The organism is Proteus faecis (assembly GCF_003144395.1).
Lineage (GTDB): Bacteria > Pseudomonadota > Gammaproteobacteria > Enterobacterales > Enterobacteriaceae > Proteus > Proteus faecis.
In genome coordinates this window covers 1-21,224 of sequence record NZ_PENZ01000007.1, presented here as the reverse complement: position 1 = coordinate 21,224, position 21,224 = coordinate 1, and the positions used below count along the sequence as shown (strand labels likewise).

Here is a 21,224-nt window from a genome sequence, read left to right as displayed (position 1 = left end):
ATAAACAGATGACTAAATTTTTAGTCGCGATGCTAATCCTATTATTTAGCTACTTGATTTTTTATTTTTTTATTATTTACATAATTTAAATGTAAAAATAACTATTTTATAGAGAATTATTTATTCTTTTTTGATGGTTTTCTTTTTAAAATAAATTATATTACGTTTATGTTTTTGAAAGGTTGTTAACTTAATGAAAATATTTAAAAATAATAAATAATTAAATGTAAATAGAATAAGCCTATATCGTCCTATTGACCTAAAAGAATAAATTATTATTAAAAAAAGAGAGAAAAATAAATTAAGTATTATAAAAATCTCGGGGCGATAAACATAGATTGGATTGAAAAGATAATTATAAAACAATTATAAAAATAAGTATTCCAATAATAAGGTAATTTCCCCTATACTTTATTATTGTTCATTTTCTATTTTTAATTGATTTTATTCTAAAATTTTAATTTTTTTAGGTAGTAAACGCTGTACCAAGAACTATTCCAGATATAACTATATAGAACTCGAAGTGGATATTGTCATTATGCCAACATTAACAAAAATTGCCTGGATAAAGCCAGGTATGGCTACAAATCAGCGCAAAATAGCAGACTATATTTTAGACAATCCGGAAAAAACAGTGACTCTTTCCTCACAACAACTTGCTCAAATTATGGGGGTGAGTCAATCGGCAATTGTTAAATTTAGCCAAAAAATAGGGTTTAAAGGTTTTCCTTCTTTGAAACTTGCAATCAGTGAAGATCTTGGCAGGAAAAATGCGAATCCAGGAACAAACTCTAATATATTACATAACCAAATAGATGCCGATGATAGTTTAGTTGTTATTGCTCAGAAACTCGCTCAAGAGAAAAGTAATTCAATTTGTGATACGACTCGTCAAATTAATTATCTTCATTTTGAAAAAGTCGTTCAGCTTATTGATGAAGCACAACGTGTTCAAATTATTGGTATTGGTGGTTCAGGATTAGTTGCAAGAGATCTAAGTTATAAATTGCAAAAAATAGGAATAACAACGCTGATTGAAACAGATCATCATGTACAAATATCTGTTGCTCAGATGTTAAGTCCAAAGGATTTACAGATTGTAATTTCTTATAGCGGTAAAAGAAAAGACATGTTGGTTGCGGCCTCTGTGGCTAAAAAACAGGGAGCTAAAATCATTGCTATTACAGGAGAAAAACATTCACCATTGGGCCAAATTTCTGATTATATATTAGAAACAATTGCGGATGAGGGGGAGTGGCGAAGCGCTTCAATCTCTTCACGTACAGCACAAAACACGATCACTGACCTTATTTTCATGGCGTTATTAAAGAAACGCGATGAGTGTGCGAAGACATTAGTATTGAGTTCACAGGCATTAATTAATAGCCTGGATAATTAAAAAATTTGAACTGATTCAAAAAACTAATATTTAAACATAGGTATTTACACTTATTACTAAAGTTATTCTCTTAACGGCCGAAACGATAGTTATTTAGGCAGTCTTTTTTTGTTGAGATGTTTTGATTTCAATATCGAGGAGAGTAACTAATGCGTAACAATCAACCGGTGACACAGCGAGAATACCCGGTATCTGAAAACGCAACACTGATGTCGACGACAGATCTTGATGGCAATATTATTTATGCCAATGAGGACTTTATTGAAGTCAGTGGATTTTCAATGGAAGAGCTTGTGGGGCAACCCCACAATATTGTTCGGCATCCAGATATACCTTCAGCAGTCTTTAAGGATATGTGGCAAACGTTAAAGCAAGGAGAAGTTTGGACTGGGATCGTGAAAAATCGACGTAAAAATGGGGATTACTATTGGGTAAGAGCGAATATCACCCCAATTATACGTCAGGGTAAAATTCAAAGTTTTATGTCGGTAAGGACTTCAGTAAAAAAAGAGGAAATAGCACAGGCTTCAGCACTTTATGCTGCATTTAATCAAGGTAAGTATCCTTCACATAGGTTTTTAAAAGGCGCTTTTGTTTATAAAGGATGGCAATGTTGGCGCTCATGGAATCAAACCATTTCATTAAAAAAACGACTCCGTTTTTTTATCCTATTACCCCTACCTTTCATGTTGTTAAGTGCATGGTTTGCTGGTTTATCGGGGTATGCTCTTTTTATGCATATTATGATTTTGCTGGTATTACTGATGGCAAATGAGCGTATTCTCTATTTTCAGCTTGTTAAGCCAATTAGACTGCTTAATGAACAAGCAAATCGTGTTGCAACTGGCGATGAACATAACGTTACCTATATAAATCGTATTGATGAAGTGGGTATGACACAGCGTTCAGTTAATCAATTAGGGCGTATGTTTCGTTGGTTAGTTAGTGATGTGAGCCATCAAATTCATCAAGTCGATATCTCTTGTGATCAATTAGCCGCAGGTAATCGCGATCTGTATGTGAGAACGGAGCAAACTGCCAGTAATGTTGAAGCAACTGCCTCGACCATGAATGAATTAACGACAGCGGTAAGCAGCAATAGTGAAACGGCGGGGCAGGCAAACAGTCTTTCTAATATCACTTGTGAGGCTGCGATAAAAGGAGGTAGTGCAATGGATAGTATTGTTAATACAATGAATGATATTGCGAAAAGCTCTGATCGTATTAGTAATATCATTGGTGTTATTGATAGCATTGCCTTCCAAACTAATATTCTTGCACTTAATGCATCTGTAGAAGCGGCTAGGGCAGGCGAACAAGGTCGAGGTTTCTCAGTCGTGGCAACCGAAGTCCGGGAACTGGCACAGCGTAGTGCAGAAGCGGCTAAAGAGATCAAAGCCTTGATCAGTGCTTCAAGTAGCAATATCAAAGTCGGTTCAAAGCAAGTCAATGAAACAGTCGGGACTATGGAAGATATTGTGGTGCATGTTAAAAATGTGACTGATTTAATTGGTGAAATTAGTCTTGCCTCATCAGAGCAGAGTGCGGGGTTAAAAGAGCTTGGTCGTGCGGTTGAAAAATTAGAATCGATTACGCATGAAAATGCGAATTATGTTTCCAAAGCCTCAATGATTTCAGGTGAAATGAAAGTACAAACTAACTACTTAGTTAGTGCAATCAATGTATTTCATTAATTTGTCATAAGTTAAAAAATAGAAGACACCGACTAAAAATAGGTGTCTTCTGTTTATCTAAATCACGTTTTTATTATGACCAAATTAATGGGTTAAAAACTTGTCCAATCATCATCTTCATCGTCATTTACAGTCGCTGTTTCTTTTGCCGATTTTCTCTCTTTCACTTCATCTTTGGCTGTATTTTTTATTTCCTCATTTTTTGTCTGTAGTAATTTTTCAGATGAGAACTGTTTTTCTCTTGCTTTGTGTTGTGCCTTTTTATTGAACTGTTCACTTTCCGCTGTTTTAAACTGTTCAACGATTTGCTCAAGATTACCTGCTTCTTCAGTCAATAAGCTGGCAACAGCGGAGGATTGTTCAACCATCGTTGCATTTTGCTGTGTAGCTTTATCCATTTCAGTGACAGCAAGAGACACTTGAGTAATACCTCGAGTTTGTTCTTCTGACGCAGATAAAATTTCAGTCATTGAATCTTCAACATGTTTTACAGATGTCAGTATTTCTCCCATAGAAATGCTAACTTGTTCAACAAGATCATTACCATGACGAACACGGCTAATAGAGGCATCAATTAGCTCTTTGATTTCTTTTGCAGCTTCGGCACTACGCTGTGCCAGTTCCCGGACTTCGGTTGCCACGACTGAGAAACCTCGGCCTTGTTCACCCGCTCTGGCTGCTTCAACCGCAGCATTTAACGAGAGAATATTGGTTTGGAAGGCGATGCTATTGATAACGGCAGTGATTTCACCTATTTTTTGTGAGCTATCGGCTATGTCAGTCATCGTTTTCACCATTCTATTGGTGACATCGCCCCCTTTGCTGGCAATATTGGAGGTTTGACTGATAAGGTGTGAAACTTCACGAGCACTTTCTGTATTGTTTCTCACTGTTGCTGTGAGTTGTTCCATACTTGAGGCGGTTTCTTCTAATGCACTCGCTTGCTCTTCAGTACGACAAGATAGATCGGTATTTCCTGCTGATAACTCTTGAACACCTGTATAAATATGATGACTTGTCCCTCGGATCGCATTCACAATTAATGACAGTTCGGTACGCATATATTGAATACCTGTAATTAATTGGTCGATTTCATTATTTCCTTTTGCTGTGACATCTTTATTTTCTAATAAATTTCCTTGTGAAATTTCCGACATATAATCGACAATTTGATTGATACGTAAAACAATATTTCGACGTATCCAAACTACAACAAGAATAGTGAAAAGAATAAAAATAAACATAAAGACAAAAGCTAAGACCAAGGAACGTTCATAATTACCTTGAGCGGCTTTTATTGCGTGAGTAACAACGTTATCACTGAGATAATCTGTTGCTTCATAAAGGGATTGAGTAAAGCGTTCATTGGTATTATGTGCATAAATAGATTGAAAACCGTAGTAATCGCGGATCTCTAGGCATGATGCAAGTTGATCAAGGTCGTAAAGTACACGATTAAAGAGTTTTTTCATGCTCTCTATTTTTTCGGGATCAAAATCGGCTTCTTCGGTAGCCGTAAAATATTCGGTAATAATACGTATAACTTCTTGTTTTCTTTGTGGATAAGAGGAAAGGAAATCAGAGGTTTTATTTTCTGCTATATCGGGTGTGAGATGAGCTTCAAACATAACATTTAGCATATCTTCACGTAATTTATTTAACTCAGCATAACCATAATCCATCGTTTTTATCTGTTCAAAACCATTCGCTAATTGTGAGATCCGTTTATTTGTTAAACTCGCATCACGGATACTCATTGCACCTGAAAAAAGTTGAATAGCGCAAAACAGTATTAAGATAAACATTAAGCCATTAGATATTTTTATTCGTTTCAGCATAGCCTTACCTATTTAATTGGTTTATAGGACACACAGCAAGGAGCGATAACTATTTATCAATTAAACTTATTCGGCTAGATATTTAAAAACTTTATCTTTTCTACTCAGTTTGATAGTAAAGACAACTTATATTTCTTTTTTTAGCTTTAATTGTCAGCTAATGGCTAAAATTTTCTAATGATTAATAGAAAAAACCATAAGTATATTGCCTTACTTATTTTTTGTGTTAATTGCTAATATATAAATGTTAATAATGCATTGTTTAATATTAAAACGATAATAAGCAGTATTTTATTTTTATTTATTTTTTTATCTTATGATAAGTAAAATAAAATTTTCAATTTCATAAACGCTCTTAATTTTTCTTAAAAAAATTCTTTATTTTGTATGAAAAACGATCTGTTTTGGGCGTTTATGTACGATAACAGACGAAATACTCCCAGAAAAATCACTGGGAGTAGGGTAGGTAGAGGTTTTGTTATATGCTTTGGACTATTTTCTACACAGTGCTCTCGTACGATGTTGTGTGAGAGATTTCATTAAAAGCTTTCCCAATTATCGTCTGTTTCATGATTATTGGTTTTGATTGTTGGTGTTTTAAGTGTTTCAGTATCTTGTGACTTAGCTGATAATGTAGGCAATATTGCTTTCACGGGGGCAACTTTTTCATGCCCAACTTTAAATGTATTCACAATAGTATCCAATATACTTGCTTGTTCACTTAATGTGGCAGAAGCTGCGGTTGATTGTTCAACCATCGCTGCATTTTGCTGAGTTGCTTTATCCATCTCATTAACAGCAAGGCTGATTTGTGTAATACCGCGCGTTTGCTCTTCTGATGCCGATAAAATCTCTTTCATCGAACCCGAGACATGATTAACAGATGTCACAATTTCGCCCATTGATAGACTGACTTGTTCGACGAGATCGTTACCTTGTCTAACACGTAATATTGTTGATTCAATTAGCTCTTTGATTTCTTTTGCTGCTTCTGCACTACGCTGTGCTAAATTACGAACTTCACTTGCTACAACAGAGAAACCTCGACCTTGTTCACCAGCTCTGGCTGCTTCAACGGCAGCGTTAAGGGCTAATATATTGGTTTGGAAAGCAATATCATCAATAACCGCAGTGATTTCACCAATTTTTTGTGAGCGATCGGCGATGTCGGTCATTGTCATGACCATCTTATTACTATGCTCACCACCCTGAACGGCAATATCGGCAGTGCTCATAACGAGCTCTGTTACTTCACGAGCGCTTTCAGTGTTATTACGAATCGTTGCGGTCATCTGCTCCATGCTGGACGCCGTTTCTTCTAATGCACTGGCTTGCTCTTCTGTTCGGCTTGATAAGTCATTATTACCTGCGGTGATTTCTTGTACACCAGTGTAAATAGTTGCACTAGTATTTCGAATAGAGCTTACCATCTCTTTTAATTGAGCGCGCATTTGCTGTAAGCCAAACATGAGCTGATCGATTTCACTCTTACCTGAAACATCGATATCAATGTGACTGACTAAATCACCTTTAGCAATTGCTTCTTGATAGGCGATCATTTGGTTAATGCGTACAATAATGTATTTGCGGATCCAAATAAGCACTAAGGCGGTAAAGATGAGGAAGATACTCATAAAGAGTGATGCTATCCACAACATGCGATGGTAATTATCTTCTGCTTCAATCACTGAAGGGTTAACCACTTCATCGGTAATAAAGTCTGTGGCTTCATACAATGAATTCGTAAAGTTAGTGTTTGCAGGGCTTTTTAAAATTAAACGAACCGCGTTAGTGTTACGTTCATTTAAATACTGTGCCAGTAAATCAAGATCAGCGCGGCTCTTTTGATAGAGCTGTTTGATCTGCGCCATACGTTGCTGATCGAAACCTGTTTGCGCGGATAGCTCAACATACTCATTCATTAATGCATCAACTTGTGCTTTACGCGCAGGCATGGTTTGCATAAATGCGGTAATGTTTGCATCCTCGGTTTGAGGATTTGAAATATAGCTAAATGCTTGTGCAATAATATCAGTACGTAATGTATTCAACTCCGCATAGGTATTATCCATGGTGCGTAGTTGATCGAAACTGTATGAAATTTTCGTGAGTTTATTTTGAGTCTGGTAGGCATCGTGAATGCTTTGTACTCCAGAAATGATCTGAATAATACAAAACAGAGTCAGGACACACATTAAACCTTGAGAGATTTTAATTCGTTTTAACATAACCCTACCTATTAGCTTTGACTTATCTTTGGTAAGTGGGAGGTCCACTTAGCAGAATGATTAATTCGGCTGGAATGTTAAAAACTTTAGTGAGAAAGAATTTATTTCTCTTACTTAATATAAATAGGTGGAGAATAAATGTTAAATAACTATTTTTATTGGATTATTGTCGGATAGAGTGAGATTATATTTTGTGTAAATCGTGCTATTGTAAAATGATATAAATACCGTAAGTGAAATGAATTGTATAAATTTTCAGAATGAATTGCAGGGCAAAAATAAAGGAGCTATTCCACTTAAATAGTTCCTTTATTAATAAATTGCGTTGTATTATTGAGCTTCAAATGTGTTTGTCATTTCTTCCAGTGTTTCTTGTAACTCCATCCACTCCATTTCCACTTCTTCTAGTGCGGATTTCGTAACACTTTGTCGGCTTAAGCAATCAGAAAGCTCACTCTTACGGCTAGCATCATAAATACCACTATCAGAAAGAGCTGTTTCGATATCACTAAGCTCTTGGCTTAATTTATCCATCTTGCTTTCCAATGTTGTGAGTTTCTTGCGTAAAGGTTGGGTTTGTTGTCTAAATTCAGCCTCTTTGCGTTTTTGCTCTTTTCTATCTTGAGCACTTAAATTGGCCGTTGTCGTGGTATTGTCGTTATCTTGTTGGCTCTTATTGGCCTGAGTCTCTTGGCGATTTTGATCAACTAACCATTGTTGATAATCATCAAGATCGCCATCAAATGATTCAACTTGACCATCGTGTACAAGATAGAGATCATCAGTGGTAGAGCGTAATAAGTGTCTATCATGCGATACGACTACAATTGCCCCTTCAAAGCTAATTAAAGCTTGGGTCAGTGCTTGGCGCATATCTAAATCAAGGTGGTTTGTTGGCTCATCCATTAATAACAAGTTAGGACGTTGCCAAACTAAAAGGGATAAGACCAAACGAGCCTTTTCTCCTCCAGAAAATTGACCACAAGCATCAGTGACTTTATCGCCATGGAAGCCGAATCCTCCCAAGTAATCACGTAATTTTTGTTCAGTCTCTTTGGGCGCTAAACGAGTTAAATGTTGTAGTGCCGATTCATCAGAACGTAAAAACTCTAATTGATGCTGGGCAAAATAACCAAGTTTTATACCTTTAGAAAGAGCTAATTTCCCTTGTAATGGTTGAATTTCGCCTGCAAGTAATTTAATCAGTGTTGATTTACCTGCGCCATTACGTCCTAATAATCCAATACGTGAGCCAGGAACTAAATTGAGTTTGATGTCATTAAGAATAACTTTTTCACCATAACCCGCGCTGACTTTCTCCATTGATAAAAGTGGATTAGGTAAGCTTTCAGGTTGACGGAAACTAAATTGAAATGGGTTATCTGAATGTGCCGGCGCGACTCGTTCCATTCGTTCAAGCATTTTGACACGGCTTTGAGCCTGTTTTGCTTTTGTCGCTTTTGCTTTAAATCTATCGATAAAACTCTGTAAGTGTGCAATTTTGGCTTGTTGATTTTCAAATAAAGCTTGTTGTTGTGCGAGTTTGGTTGCACGTTGCATTTCAAACGAAGAGTAGTTACCCGAATATTCAAAGATTTTTTCTTGCTCGATATGTAATATTTTATCCACGATAGGATCAAGAAAATCACGGTCATGGGAAATTAAAATAAGTGTACCAGTGTAGCTTTTCAGCCATTTTTCTAGCCAAATAACAGCATCTAAATCTAAGTGGTTGGTGGGTTCATCGAGTAGTAGTAAATCAGAACGACAAATCAGCGCTTGTGCTAAGTTTAAACGCATTCTCCAGCCACCTGAAAATGATTTTACAGGTTCACTAAGCTGCTGTTGGCTAAAACCTAAACCATTTAGTAAGGTCGCTGCACGAGATTGTATTGTCCATGCGTTTATTGCATCTAATTGCCCGTGTATTAGTGCAATGGCGTGGCCATCATTTATCTCGTTAGCTTTTTGTAATCGTTGTTCTAACTGGCGATATTCTCTATCACCATCAATAACATAATCAATAGCAGGTACATCAAGTGCCGGTGTTTCTTGGTTAACCCATGCCATTGACCATGTACTAGGATAGGTGACATTGCCTGCTTCAGCTTGAAGTTCACCTTTCAATAAAGAAAGTAATGTGGTTTTGCCGCAGCCATTTTTACCGACTAGACCAATTTTTTGCCCTGGATTAATGGTTGCACTGGCATTGTCCAGTAACACTCTGACACCACGGCGAATTTGCAAAGAAGAAAAAACAATCATAAATATCGTCTATTAAGAGTATGTAAATTAATATATAGAGTAAGTTGTTCGTAACAGTTGGTCACAATGCGTGCATGGTAACGGAAAAAACAGTTTCTGACACGTTTTGTAAGGAGGAATGATGTCAAACGCATCAAATGTATTGCTGGTGTATGTTCATCCCGAGCCGCGCCAATCAATTGCCAATAAAGCGTTATTAAAAGCGGTGAGGGATTTAGAGAATATAACTATCCATGATTTATATGCTACTTATCCTGATTTTTTTATTGATATACACCATGAACAATCTTTGTTATGTCAGCACCAAGTGATCGTTTTTCAATTTCCGTTGCAAACATATAGTTGCCCAGCATTATTAAAAGAGTGGCAAGACAGAGTGTTAACTCGGCCATTTGCTAACAAAGCAGGTAGAGCGCAATTAAAGGGTAAGTCATTTCGTTGTGTTATTACAACGGGCGAGCCAGAGCAAGCTTATCAACATAATGGGAAGAATCACTATACACTCACGGAATTATTACGCCCATTGGAATTAATGGCAGAAATGTGTGGTATGCGCTGGCTATCACCAATGATTGTGTATTCAGCAAGACAACAATCTAAAACAACACTGACCCATATTGGTGAAGCTTATCGCCATTGGTTAAGTGCGCCACTTGAAGGGGAGCAAGCTTAATGGAAGATAATTGGATGATTAAAGCTGTGCTCTTTTTCCTGTGTGCCGCTGTAGTTATGGTACCTATTGCCCAACGTCTTAAAATTGGTGCAGTACTCGGTTATTTGATTGCCGGTATTGCCATTGGACCATGGGGATTAGGACTGTTTAAAGATGTCGACAATATCTTACATTTTGCTGAGTTAGGTGTGGTCTTTTTAATGTTCCTTATTGGTTTGGAATTAAATCCAGCTAAGTTATGGGAATTGAGACGCGCCATTTTTGGTGTGGGTTCAATGCAGGTGGTATTAACTGCTTCTATTTTTTCTGGGCTCATTCTCGTTTTTACTTCTTTCTCATGGCAGGCTGCCGTTATTGGTGGATTGGGTATTGCGATGTCTTCTACGGCGATGGCATTGCAACTTATGAATGAGAAAGGAATGAATCATAATGAAGGTGGGCAATTAGGTTTTGCTGTTTTGCTTTTCCAAGATATGGCGGTTATTCCTATCCTTGCCGTTATTCCTTTGTTAGCCGGAGAAACGGCAAGCAGTGATTGGTATCGAATTGGCTTGAAAGTGGCTGCTTTTGCTGGATTGCTGATTTGTGGGCGTTATTTATTACGTCCACTCCTACGCTTAGTTGTGAAATCTGGAGTAAGGGAAGTTTTTACTGCTGCTGCGCTACTTGTGGTATTAGGTGCCGCTATTTTTATGGAAACGCTAGGTTTTTCAATGGCAATGGGAACCTTTATTGCGGGAGTGTTATTGGCAGATTCAGAATATCGACATGAATTGGAGATCTCTATTGAACCTTTTAAAGGTCTACTTTTAGGACTCTTTTTTATCTCTGTCGGTATGTCTTTAGATATCGGTATTTTATGGCGTTATCTTCCCCAAGTATTATTGGGTGTCTTAGTTCTAGTTATTGTAAAAGCATTGATACTTTATAGTATCGCTTGGTTAGCCAGATTACGCTTTTCTACACGCTTACAATTTTCAGCTGTATTAAGCCAAGGTGGGGAATTTGCGTTTGTTGTTTTCTCGACATCTATGGCAATGGGCGTATTAGAAAGTCAGCAAATGGCATTATTGTTGGTTGTTGTCACACTTTCTATGATGACAACGCCTGTTGTGATGCAAATGACAGACGCTGTGTTTGCTCGTCGTTATAATGAAGCTAAAACGGACGAACAGCCCTTTGTTGAAAATAACCACCCTGAGGTCATTCTTGTCGGATTTGGTCGAATGGGACAGGTTGTAGGGCGTTTATTAATGGCGAACAAGGTTAATGTCACGGTATTAGAGCATGATGTCGGCAGTATAAGCACCATGCGTAAATATGGCTATAAAGTTTATTACGGTGATGCCACCGATCTCAATCTATTACGTGCTGCTGGTGCTGAGCATGCTAAAACTATTGTTATCACCAGTAATGAGCCCGAAGCTACGATGGAAATCGTTCATCTTTGCCAACATCATTTTCCTAACTTGCATATTATTGCAAGGGCAAGAGGTCGTGTTGAGGCTCATGAGTTGCTCAAAGCGGGGGTGACAGATTTTAGCCGAGAAACATTTTCTAGTGCCTTAGAATTAGGACGTAAAACGTTAATTAACTTAGGCATGCATCCTCATCAAGCTTATCGGGCACAACAGCATTTTCGTCGTCTGGATATTAACTTATTGAGAAAGCTGGTGGATGAATCTCCTGAAGAAGTCTCTAACGTTTCACGAGTAAAAGAGGCGAGGCGGGAACTTGAGGAACTCTTTAGTGAAGAGATTCGTCAAGAGCACCATCAGCCTGATGTTTGGGATGAATCTTTAACAGAAGACATTCCTCAAATACATCAAGAAAAAAAATCTATTGATAAATAGGAGAACTGCCCCCATGTCTGCAACCCGTAAACGCTTTATTGCAGGAGCTGTGTGCCCACACTGTCAAGCTCAAGATACACTTAAAATGTGGCGTGAAGATAAAGTGGATATTGTGGAATGTGCGAAATGTGGCCATCAACAACGGCAAACAGAGGGGGAAGTTAACTCACTTGTTCGTGAAAATGAACAAGTCATTGGGATCTTTACACCACAATAATTATAGGTTTTTTGATATAACCCGATACAGAAGATTTATTTTTCGTTACAATCGGGAAAATTTTGCCCACGGGTATGTAGGAGATGTCATGAAAGTAGCAAACGACTTGGTAGTTAGTCTGGCTTATCAAGTAAGATCAGAAGACGGTGTTTTAGTTGATGAGTCCACGGTGAGCGCACCGTTAGACTATCTGCATGGCCGTGGTTCTTTAATCAGTGGTTTAGAAAATGCATTAACAGGTCGAGAAGTTGGTGAAAAATTCGACGTAGAAGTTGCTTCTGATGATGCATATGGTCAATATGACGAAAACTTAGTTCAACGTGTACCAAAAGATGTTTTTGTGGGTGTTGATGAGTTAGAAGTGGGGATGCGTTTTCTGGCCGATACTGACCAAGGTCCAGTACCAGTAGAAATTACAGGTATTGAAGGTGACGAAGTTATTGTTGATGGTAACCACATGTTAGCAGGTCAAAACCTGAAGTTTCATGTTGAAATCGTTGCAATTCGTGAAGCGACTGAAGAAGAATTAGCTCACGGTCACGTACATGGTGAAGAAGAAGAGCACGAATGTTGTGGTGGCCACGGTCACGGTGAAGAAGGCGGATGCTGTGGCGGTGGTCACGGTCATGGTCATTCACACGGTGAAGAAGGTGGATGCTGTGGCGGCGGTCATGGTCACGGTGGTCACGGCCACGGCAATGGCGGTTGTGGTTGTCAGCACTAATCTTTCTTTGAAAAGATCAAAAGGAGCGTTTAAGCGCTCCTTTTTTGTTTTCAGCGTTGATATTAACAGCGAACAACAACTCAATAGTGAGGTGGAGGAGTTTCATCCTCAGGTCTAGCAAGTATTGAGGTTTGAGAATTTTTTAGACGCTCAGAAACAATTTTTAAGGCTTCTTTAAAGCGACTAATTTCAATTTGTTGCTGTGTGACCACCTGATTTAATTCTTCAATAGTCGCATCTTGGAAAGCAACTTTGCTTTCTAATTGAATGAGCAATCGCTCTACTTCCTTAATATCCATTGTGTTTTTCCTCCTTTAAAATGTCCTATTACGACGACTATGATTAACAAACTTGCGAAATTTAATCTTATTTACTGATATATACACAGGAAGACATAAATCTGGTTTGAGATAAAAGACTATTTTGCTAATGTGGTAGCACTCTGTGCTGACAAAAATCCTAACATTAACTGTTAAGAGTGTCGGCAAATTTTTTAAATTCATATAAAATTGCTACCCGTGGATGAGGTTTATACTCTAAATATTCGAGGTGCGACTAGGCGACAAGTGAATAAGTCACTAAGAACGCATACATCGTATGTGACTCGTGTAAATAAACTCAGTCAACAACGCGACAACTTGAAGTATGACGAGTATATACCGCAACGGCAGCAAGAAGTGATGCAAAACGTTTTGGTGAAGATCTATGTTGATCGTTTGCAAAACGTCGCGACTCACTAACATATACTGGAGAATGGGATGAAATCTTTAATAAAAACGACGTTGTTGGCAACTAGTTTAGCCTTCGCATTCAGTGCACCGCATGCATTCGCTGAAGAAGCCGCTAAAGTGCCAACACTAAATAGCGCATTTAAAACTCAAAATGAGCAAAATGCCTATGCGTTAGGTGCGTCGATGGGTCGCTATATGGAAGCTGCATTACAAGAACAAAAAAATATTGGTATCACTTTAGATTCTAAACAACTGTTAGCAGGTGTTCAGGATGCATTTAATAGTAAATCTAAATTGTCAGATGCTGAAATTGAATTAACATTAGCGGCTTTTGAAGATCAAGTCCGTACTGCAGCAACGGCAAAAATGGAAAAAGAAGCGACTGAAAACAAAGCTGCTGGTGATAAATTCCGCACAGAATTTGCTGCTGAAAAAGGTGTGGTAAAAACCAAATCCGGTTTACTGTATTTAGTTGAAAATCCGGGTAAAGGAAAAACACCAACAGATGCTGACCGTGTTACTGTAAACTACAAGGGTATGCTGATTGATGGTAAACAATTTGATAGCTCTTATGATCGTAAAGAACCTCTGACAATCAGCCTGAAGAGCGTTATTCCTGGTTGGACTGAAGGTATGAAATACATCAAAGAAGGCGGTAAAATCAAATTAGTTATTCCACCTGAATTAGGTTATGGACAACGTGCAACTAGCGGTATCCCAGCTAACTCAACCTTAGTGTTTGAAATTGAATTACTGAGTGTTGAAAGCGACAAGTAATTTATTTCTAAAGAAAAAATGCTGACATTTATGTCAGCATTTTTGTTTCTAATACATAATTTATTAACGTATATAATTTATTAACTTATATAGTATTAATCGATTTTTTCTTTAATAATGATTGTATTGTTTTTTTTAAATACAAACAGCAAACCAATAATAACAGCCCCCATTCCTGCCAAGCTAAGTAGCGACATCTTATTGCCCAAGAAAATATAATCCATTAAGGCCGTCACTCCGGGTACTAAATAGAATAAGCTTGTAACATTAACTAAGTTACCACTTGAGAGTAAGCGGTATAATAGCAATTGAGCAACAACAGAAATGATCACGGCAAGCCAAAGCACAGGAATGATAAAGCCTATGTCTAATGAGGCATGAAAAGGTTGGAATGGCACAAATAATAAGCACAATACTAGGCTAACAACATATTGTAATGGCAGAGCATCCATTGGTGCTAATTGCAGTTTTTTCTGTGAGATTGCACCAAAGCTCATACAAAGTAGTGCAACTAAAGCATAAATCATTCCGGTCAATGAGAAAGCTGTATTAAATAAACTTTGGGCAACGACTAACACTAATCCAGCTAAGGCGATTAAAAGCCCTAGTAGCCGTGTTGCTGTAAAATTACGTTCTATTATCCATAGTGTAATAATCGGTTGAACGCCCATAATTGTGGCTAACATTCCCGGGGTAACGCTATTAGCGAGAGCTAAAAGATAACAGATGGAATAGCCACCAATAATTAGTAAGCCGACCCATGCCGTTTTTAAACGACTTCCTTTGGGGGGTAAAAAACGATGGCGCTGAATACACAAAAAAGAGAGAAATGCTAATGCGATAATAAAACGCCAAGTTAAAATAGCAAATGAGCTACCATTATCTAAGCCCCAGCGAGAAAAGATAGCGCCGCTACTCCACAATAAAACGAATAATGTCGTTGGACCAAATTTTGCCCAATATTGACGTAAGTACATGATGATATACCTATAAAATAAGCAATAAGAGAGCTTGATTATTTTTAGTGATCATTAGCTAATTGATAAAATATCAATGAATAAATATAAAAAACATATCATTATATCGATGTTGGTTAACTACGTTATCAAGCAAATCAATCAAGCAATGTAAGTTGCAACAATAACTGTTGTATTGATTTTCATCGGCCGGGGAAGCGAGGCTCTCAATAGGTATAGATGCAACAGAAATTAATCCTATTATTGATGAAGTTTACTGAGATTGGCATTTCATCAGTATATTGGCGGGATTAATTATTCGTTAAAATAACAATAAATTGGAATATAGGTAATCTATTTAATAGAGTCAATTTTTATCCCACTCACTCCTAAAAAAGGCATTTTTCAAAAAATAAAAAGAGGGGATGAGTACAAAATATGAAGAAAAATGAAAAAAGCTGTGACCTATCACAAAGCTCTTATTTTAAGTCACTTGACGTAGATCTTCTGGCGATCTAACGTCAGAATCGTTCTTAATTCTGTTTTTATATTTAAATTTTTTCAATATTGAATTGATCCGCAATGACGAATCGTTATAAAAAATAGAACCTCAAGTCATTATCATAATTAAAGCCTTTAAGGATTATTAATCAAATGTCTAGCCCGTTATTTAATGGTGACAGCAGCGAGTTTGAAAAACTAGATAGCCGACCTTTTACTCAAACTGATCACGAAATACTAAAGTCTTATGAAGCTGCCGTGGATGGTTTGGCAATGCTCATTGGCAATCATTGCGAAATCGTATTGCACTCTCTGGAAGATTTGAAATGTTCAGCGGTTAAAATCGCGAATGGAGAACATACTGGTCGTAAGATTGGTTCTCCAATTACCGATTTGGCATTACAAATGTTACATGATATTACAGATGAAGATTCAAGTTTTTCAAAGGCTTACTTTACTAGAGCGAAAAGTGGTGCATTGATGAAATCGATCACGATTGCTATTCGTAATCGTGATCGTCGAGTCATTGGTTTATTGTGTATCAATATGAACCTTGATGTTCCATTCTCTGAAGTAATCAAAACCTTTATTCCTGAAGAAACACATGAAGTTGCATCTGATGTTAACTTTGCCTCATCAGTTGATGATTTAGTGGCTCAAACATTAGAGTTCACGATTGAAGAAGTAAATAATGATCGTGAAGTCGCGAATAATGCTAAGAATAAGCAAGTTGTGTTAAGCCTTTATGAGAAAGGTATTTTTGATATTAAAGATGCCATTAATCAGGTTGCAGACCGCTTAAATATTTCAAAACATACTGTGTATCTTTATATTCGCCAGTTTAAAAATGGAGAATAAGGTAACATTATGAGTTCCTTGACATATTGTTTAGTGGTTACGGGGCCTCATTACGGAACTGAACAAGCTTCAAGTGCCTATTTATTTGCAAATGCCCTTATTGAAAAAGGGCATCAAATTACACAAATTTTCTTCTATAGAGAAGGTGTTGTGAATGCCAATAAATTGGTATCGCCTGCAAATGATGAATTTGATCTTCCTAAAGCGTGGGTTTCGTTGGCGAAAAAACATCAAATTCCCTTACATGTTTGTGTTGCTGCCGCATTGCGTAGAGGAATTATCGATGAACAGCAGGCCAAAGAGCTGGAAATAGTGAACTATAACATGGCACCTGAATTTGAATTAAGTGGTTTGGGTTCACTGGCTCAAGCTATGCTGACTTGTTCTCGTGTGGTGCAATTTTAATGAAGAAAATGAATTCAGTTGCATTCCTTTTTACTCAAGCACCTCATGGTAATAGTGCAGGGCGAGAAGGTTTAGATGCTTTACTTGCAACCTCTGCATTAACAGAAGATATTGGTGTTTTTTTTATCTCTGATGGTGTGTTTCAACTTGTTGAAAATCAACAGCCTGAAGGGGTATTGTCACGTCATCATGCTGCAACATTCAAAGTGCTACCCTTGTATGATGTGACAAACGTCTATATATCACTAAAAGACATGGTTCATCGTGGATTATCCTCTCAAACTTCTTTTGTATTGGATGCGCAGGTGATATCCCAACAAGATATTGCTCAAAAATTGAGTGAATATGATGTGGTATTACGCTTTTAATACAGAAGTTAGTCAGGAAGGTTGAACGGTTATGTTGTATACTTATTCCGTCTCTATTTATCAAAGTGATTTAGAGGCTTTTTTATCTTTATTGACAAAAGAAGATGATGTTTTGTTAATACAAGATGGTGTACTGGCAGTCCTTGAAGAGAATCCCTTATTAAAATATTGTCTTCAACAGCAAATTTCAGTTTACGCATTAATTGATGATGTTTTGGCAAGAGGCCTAAAAGATCAAGTATCTCATCATATTAAACTCATCAATTATGGTGATTTTGTCGATTTAACGGTAAAACACCCCCAACAAATTCATTGGGGAGCGTAGAATTGCTGTATAATTCTTGACACATGAGCCCGTCAGCAATAAAATTCTGCGTCCTCATGTTTTGTCTTGTTGACAAGACAGAGTTCAAATCCGTGTTTACGAAGCAAAAACCAGGAGCTTTTTTTAAATGGCAACTATTAACCAGCTGGTGCGCAAATCTCGTAGCTCGAAAGTTGTTAAAAGCAACGTTCCAGCTCTGGAAGCTTGCCCGCAAAAACGTGGCGTATGTACTCGTGTATATACTACCACTCCAAAAAAACCAAACTCAGCACTGCGTAAAGTATGCCGTGTGCGTTTGACTAACGGTTTCGAAGTTTCTTCCTACATCGGTGGTGAAGGCCACAACTTGCAGGAACACTCCGTAATCTTAATCCGTGGTGGTCGTGTTAAAGACTTACCAGGTGTGCGTTACCACACTGTTCGCGGCGCGCTGGACTGTTCCGGTGTTAAAGACCGTAAACAAGCTCGTTCTAAGTACGGTGTGAAGAAGCCAAAGGCTTAATGGTTCTCCGTTAAGTAAGGCCAAACATTTTTCACTATTAATGTCAAAATAAACTCATTGAGTTTTGGACAACCCTGAATTTAAACGGAGTATTTCCATGCCACGTCGTCGTGTAATTGGTCAACGTAAAATTCTGCCAGATCCTAAGTTCGGATCAGAACTGCTGGCCAAATTTGTAAACATTCTGATGGTAGACGGTAAAAAATCTACTGCAGAATCTATCGTATATAATGCGCTTGAGACCCTGGCTCAGCGTTCAGGCAAAACTGAACTGGAAGCGTTCGAAATCGCATTAGATAACGTACGTCCTACTGTGGAAGTTAAATCCCGCCGTGTTGGTGGTTCAACTTACCAAGTTCCAGTTGAAGTACGCCCAGTTCGTCGTAATGCATTAGCAATGCGTTGGATTGTTGAAGCTGCTCGTAAACGCGGTGATAAATCCATGGCTCTTCGCCTGGCAAATGAATTATCTGATGCGGCTGAAAACAAAGGCGCTGCTGTTAAGAAACGTGAAGACGTTCACCGTATGGCAGATGCAAACAAGGCGTTCGCACACTACCGTTGGTAATCCACGGAGTATTGCAACTCTTTTCAGGACAGCTCTGCTGTCCTTTACCTGAATTGAACGCCCACGAGAGAGGAAAAAATGGCTCGTCAAACCCCCATAGCACGCTACCGTAATATCGGTATTAGTGCGCACATCGATGCCGGTAAAACCACTACAAGTGAACGTATTCTGTTTTATACCGGTGTAAACCATAAAATTGGTGAAACTCACGAAGGTTCAGCAACAATGGACTGGATGGAGCAGGAGCAGGAACGTGGTATTACTATCACATCCGCAGCAACTACTGCATTCTGGTCTGGTATGGCTAAACAGTTTGAGCCTCACCGTGTAAACATCATCGACACCCCAGGTCACGTTGACTTCACAATCGAAGTAGAACGTTCTATGCGTGTTCTTGATGGCGCGGTTATGGTTTACTGTGCAGTTGGTGGTGTTCAGCCTCAGTCAGAAACAGTATGGCGCCAGGCTAACAAATATCATGTACCACGTATCGCGTTCGTTAACAAAATGGACCGTATGGGTGCAAACTTCCTGCGTGTTGTTGAACAAATCAAAACACGTCTGGCAGCAAACCCAGTTCCACTGCAAATCCCAGTAGGCGCTGAAGAAAATTTCACCGGTGTTGTTGATTTAATTAAAATGAAATCAATCCGTTGGAATGAAGAAGACCAAGGTGTTACCTTCGAATACGAAGACATTCCTGCAAATCTGCAAGATTTAGCTGAAGAATGGCACAACAACCTGGTTGAATCTGCTGCTGAAGCATCAGAAGAACTGATGGACAAATATCTGGGCGGTGAAGAACTGACAGAAGCAGAAATTAAAGCTGCTCTGCGTAAACGCGTTCTAGATAACGAAATTATCCTGGTTACCTGTGGTTCTGCATTTAAGAACAAAGGTGTTCAGGCAATGCTGGATGCGGTAATTGAATACCTGCCAGCACCAACAGATGTTCCTGCAATCAAAGGTATGTTACCAGACGGTAAAGATACTCCAGCAGAACGTCATTCAAGCGACGAAGAGCCATTCTCATCTCTGGCATTCAAAATCGCAACTGACCCATTTGTTGGTAACTTAACATTCTTCCGTGTGTACTCTGGTGTTGTAAACTCAGGTGACACAGTTCTGAACCCGGTTAAAGACAAAAAAGAACGTTTTGGCCGTATTGTTCAGATGCATGCTAATAAGCGTGAAGAAATTAAAGAAGTTCGTGCAGGCGACATCGCTGCTGCTATCGGTCTGAAAGACGTTACTACAGGTGATACTCTGTGTGCAATTGAAGCACCAATCATCTTAGAACGTATGGAATTCCCAGAGCCAGTAATCTCTGTTGCTATCGAACCTAAGACTAAAGCTGACCAAGAAAAAATGGGTATCGCTCTGAACCGTCTGGCTCAGGAAGATCCATCTTTCCGCGTATCAAGTGACGAAGAAACTGGTCAGACTATCATTGCTGGTATGGGTGAGCTGCACTTAGACGTGTTAGTTGACCGTATGCGTCGTGAATTTAAAGTTGAAGCGAACGTAGGTAAACCACAGGTTGCTTACCGTGAAACTATTCGTGATACAGTAACTGATATCGAAGGTAAACACGCGAAACAATCTGGTGGTCGTGGTCAGTATGGTCATGTTGTTATTGACCTGTCTCCATTACCAGCAGGTGGTGAAGAGAACTACATATTTATCAACGATATCGTTGGTGGTGTAATTCCTAAAGAATTCATCCCAGCTGTTGATAAAGGTATTCAAGAACAGCTGAAATCTGGTCCATTAGCAGGTTATCCTGTTGTGGATATTCAGGCTCGTTTACATTATGGTTCTTACCATGATGTTGACTCCTCAGAAATCGCGTTTAAAATCGCCGCATCAATGGCATTTAAAGACGGCTTCATGAAAGCTAAGCCAATTCTGCTTGAGCCAGTCATGAAAGTTGAGATTGAAACGCCAGAAGATTACATGGGCGACGTTATCGGTGACTTAAACCGTCGTCGTGGTATGGTTGAAGGTATGGACGATCTGCCTACCGGTAAGATCATCCGTGCTCAAGTACCACTGGCTGAGATGTTCGGTTATGCAACTGACCTGCGTTCACAAACTCAGGGTCGTGCTTCTTACTCTATGGAGTTCTTGAAGTACAGCGAAGCGCCTAGCAACGTCGCTCAGGCTATTATCGAAGCTCGTAAAGCGAAATAAGATCCTTTCGAGTTCAATTTAGTTTACGCTCCCTCTATTTGAGGGAGCGATATTAAGGAATATAGTCGTGTCTAAAGAAAAATTTGAACGTTCAAAACCGCACGTTAACGTTGGTACTATCGGCCACGTTGACCACGGTAAAACAACTC

The 21,224-nt window shown here is 38.5% G+C and carries 20 protein-coding genes and 1 pseudogene; 16 read left to right on the top strand and 5 right to left on the bottom strand.

Going from position 1 to position 21,224, the window contains the following annotated elements:
* The first annotated feature begins 538 nt into the window (after positions 1-538).
* Entirely contained in the window at positions 539-1,399 is an 861-nt protein-coding gene (locus tag DK858_RS01145; protein ID WP_109396014.1) for an SIS domain-containing protein, read from the top strand.
* 149 nt (positions 1,400-1,548) lie between these two features.
* A complete protein-coding gene (locus DK858_RS01140) occupies positions 1,549-3,093 on the top strand; it encodes a methyl-accepting chemotaxis protein (RefSeq protein WP_109395861.1) in 1,545 nt (514 codons plus the stop codon).
* A gap of 92 nt (positions 3,094-3,185) precedes the next feature.
* Here the strand turns inward: DK858_RS01140 and DK858_RS01135 are convergent, their stop codons facing one another.
* The 3 genes from DK858_RS01135 to DK858_RS01125 all read right to left on the bottom strand — a co-directional run bounded on the left by DK858_RS01135 (position 3,186) and on the right by DK858_RS01125 (position 9,424).
* Positions 3,186-4,931, bottom strand: coding sequence for a methyl-accepting chemotaxis protein (locus DK858_RS01135; RefSeq protein WP_109395860.1), 1,746 nt, complete (start codon positions 4,929-4,931; stop codon positions 3,186-3,188).
* Between the two features lie 539 nt (positions 4,932-5,470).
* A complete protein-coding gene (locus DK858_RS01130) occupies positions 5,471-7,159 on the bottom strand; it encodes a methyl-accepting chemotaxis protein (RefSeq protein WP_109395859.1) in 1,689 nt (562 codons plus the stop codon).
* Positions 7,160-7,489: 330 nt separating this feature from the next.
* Positions 7,490-9,424, bottom strand: coding sequence for an ABC transporter ATP-binding protein (locus DK858_RS01125; protein ID WP_109395858.1), 1,935 nt, complete (start codon positions 9,422-9,424; stop codon positions 7,490-7,492).
* A gap of 121 nt (positions 9,425-9,545) precedes the next feature.
* On the opposite strand from DK858_RS01125, the gene kefG reads away from it, so the two are divergent.
* The 4 genes from kefG to slyD all read left to right on the top strand — a co-directional run bounded on the left by kefG (position 9,546) and on the right by slyD (position 12,891).
* A complete protein-coding gene (gene kefG / locus DK858_RS01120; RefSeq protein WP_109395857.1) occupies positions 9,546-10,097 on the top strand; it encodes a glutathione-regulated potassium-efflux system ancillary protein KefG in 552 nt (183 codons plus the stop codon).
* Positions 10,097-11,950, top strand: a complete 1,854-nt coding sequence (gene kefB / locus DK858_RS01115; RefSeq protein ID WP_109395856.1) for a glutathione-regulated potassium-efflux system protein KefB — start codon at positions 10,097-10,099, stop codon at positions 11,948-11,950. The genes kefG and kefB overlap by 1 nt, the downstream gene beginning before the upstream one ends.
* 13 nt (positions 11,951-11,963) lie before the next feature.
* Positions 11,964-12,167: a YheV family putative zinc ribbon protein gene (locus tag DK858_RS01110; RefSeq protein ID WP_036914399.1), complete on the top strand. Its 204-nt coding sequence runs from the start codon at positions 11,964-11,966 to the stop codon at positions 12,165-12,167.
* 88 nt (positions 12,168-12,255) lie between these two features.
* The gene (gene slyD, locus DK858_RS01105; protein WP_023583297.1) at positions 12,256-12,891 is read left to right on the top strand and encodes a peptidylprolyl isomerase; all 636 of its coding nucleotides are present in this window, start codon (positions 12,256-12,258) and stop codon (positions 12,889-12,891) included.
* A gap of 80 nt (positions 12,892-12,971) precedes the next feature.
* On the opposite strand, the gene DK858_RS01100 is transcribed toward slyD, so the two are convergent.
* Positions 12,972-13,190, bottom strand: a complete 219-nt coding sequence (locus DK858_RS01100) for a SlyX family protein (RefSeq protein ID WP_023583298.1) — start codon at positions 13,188-13,190, stop codon at positions 12,972-12,974.
* Between the two features lie 267 nt (positions 13,191-13,457).
* Here DK858_RS01100 and DK858_RS18010 point away from each other — a divergent pair, with 267 nt between their 5' ends.
* Complete coding sequence (locus tag DK858_RS18010; protein ID WP_162556438.1) at positions 13,458-13,631, top strand: hypothetical protein; 174 nt, start codon at positions 13,458-13,460, stop codon at positions 13,629-13,631.
* Between the two features lie 18 nt (positions 13,632-13,649).
* A complete protein-coding gene (gene fkpA / locus DK858_RS01095; RefSeq protein WP_109395855.1) occupies positions 13,650-14,399 on the top strand; it encodes an FKBP-type peptidyl-prolyl cis-trans isomerase in 750 nt (249 codons plus the stop codon).
* Between the two features lie 95 nt (positions 14,400-14,494).
* Here the strand turns inward: fkpA and DK858_RS01090 are convergent, their stop codons facing one another.
* Positions 14,495-15,376 carry a DMT family transporter gene (locus DK858_RS01090; RefSeq protein WP_109395854.1) on the bottom strand — a complete coding sequence of 294 codons (882 nt, stop codon included), beginning with the start codon at positions 15,374-15,376 and terminating at the stop codon, positions 14,495-14,497.
* A gap of 633 nt (positions 15,377-16,009) precedes the next feature.
* Here DK858_RS01090 and DK858_RS01085 point away from each other — a divergent pair.
* The 8 genes and pseudogenes from DK858_RS01085 to DK858_RS01050 form a co-directional block, all read left to right on the top strand.
* Positions 16,010-16,714, top strand: a complete 705-nt coding sequence (locus DK858_RS01085) for a helix-turn-helix transcriptional regulator (protein WP_109395853.1) — start codon at positions 16,010-16,012, stop codon at positions 16,712-16,714.
* A gap of 9 nt (positions 16,715-16,723) precedes the next feature.
* Positions 16,724-17,119 carry a sulfurtransferase complex subunit TusD gene (gene tusD / locus DK858_RS01080; protein ID WP_109395852.1) on the top strand — a complete coding sequence of 132 codons (396 nt, stop codon included), beginning with the start codon at positions 16,724-16,726 and terminating at the stop codon, positions 17,117-17,119.
* Positions 17,119-17,487 carry a sulfurtransferase complex subunit TusC gene (gene tusC / locus DK858_RS01075; protein WP_006534697.1) on the top strand — a complete coding sequence of 123 codons (369 nt, stop codon included), beginning with the start codon at positions 17,119-17,121 and terminating at the stop codon, positions 17,485-17,487. Before tusD ends, tusC begins: the two co-directional genes overlap by 1 nt.
* Positions 17,488-17,518: 31 nt before the next feature.
* Positions 17,519-17,812 (top strand): sulfurtransferase complex subunit TusB, encoded by a 294-nt coding sequence (gene tusB / locus DK858_RS01070; protein WP_109395851.1) that lies wholly within the window; start codon positions 17,519-17,521, stop codon positions 17,810-17,812.
* A 127-nt stretch (positions 17,813-17,939) separates the two neighbouring features.
* Positions 17,940-18,314 (top strand): 30S ribosomal protein S12, encoded by a 375-nt coding sequence (gene rpsL, locus DK858_RS01065; RefSeq protein WP_004236497.1) that lies wholly within the window; start codon positions 17,940-17,942, stop codon positions 18,312-18,314.
* Positions 18,315-18,411: 97 nt separating this feature from the next.
* Positions 18,412-18,882, top strand: coding sequence for a 30S ribosomal protein S7 (gene rpsG / locus DK858_RS01060; protein ID WP_004246897.1), 471 nt, complete (start codon positions 18,412-18,414; stop codon positions 18,880-18,882).
* 78 nt (positions 18,883-18,960) lie between these two features.
* Positions 18,961-21,075: an elongation factor G gene (fusA, locus tag DK858_RS01055; RefSeq protein WP_109395850.1), complete on the top strand. Its 2,115-nt coding sequence runs from the start codon at positions 18,961-18,963 to the stop codon at positions 21,073-21,075.
* Between the two features lie 67 nt (positions 21,076-21,142).
* Positions 21,143-21,224, top strand: a pseudogene (locus tag DK858_RS01050) (GTP-binding protein); the annotation flags it as partial.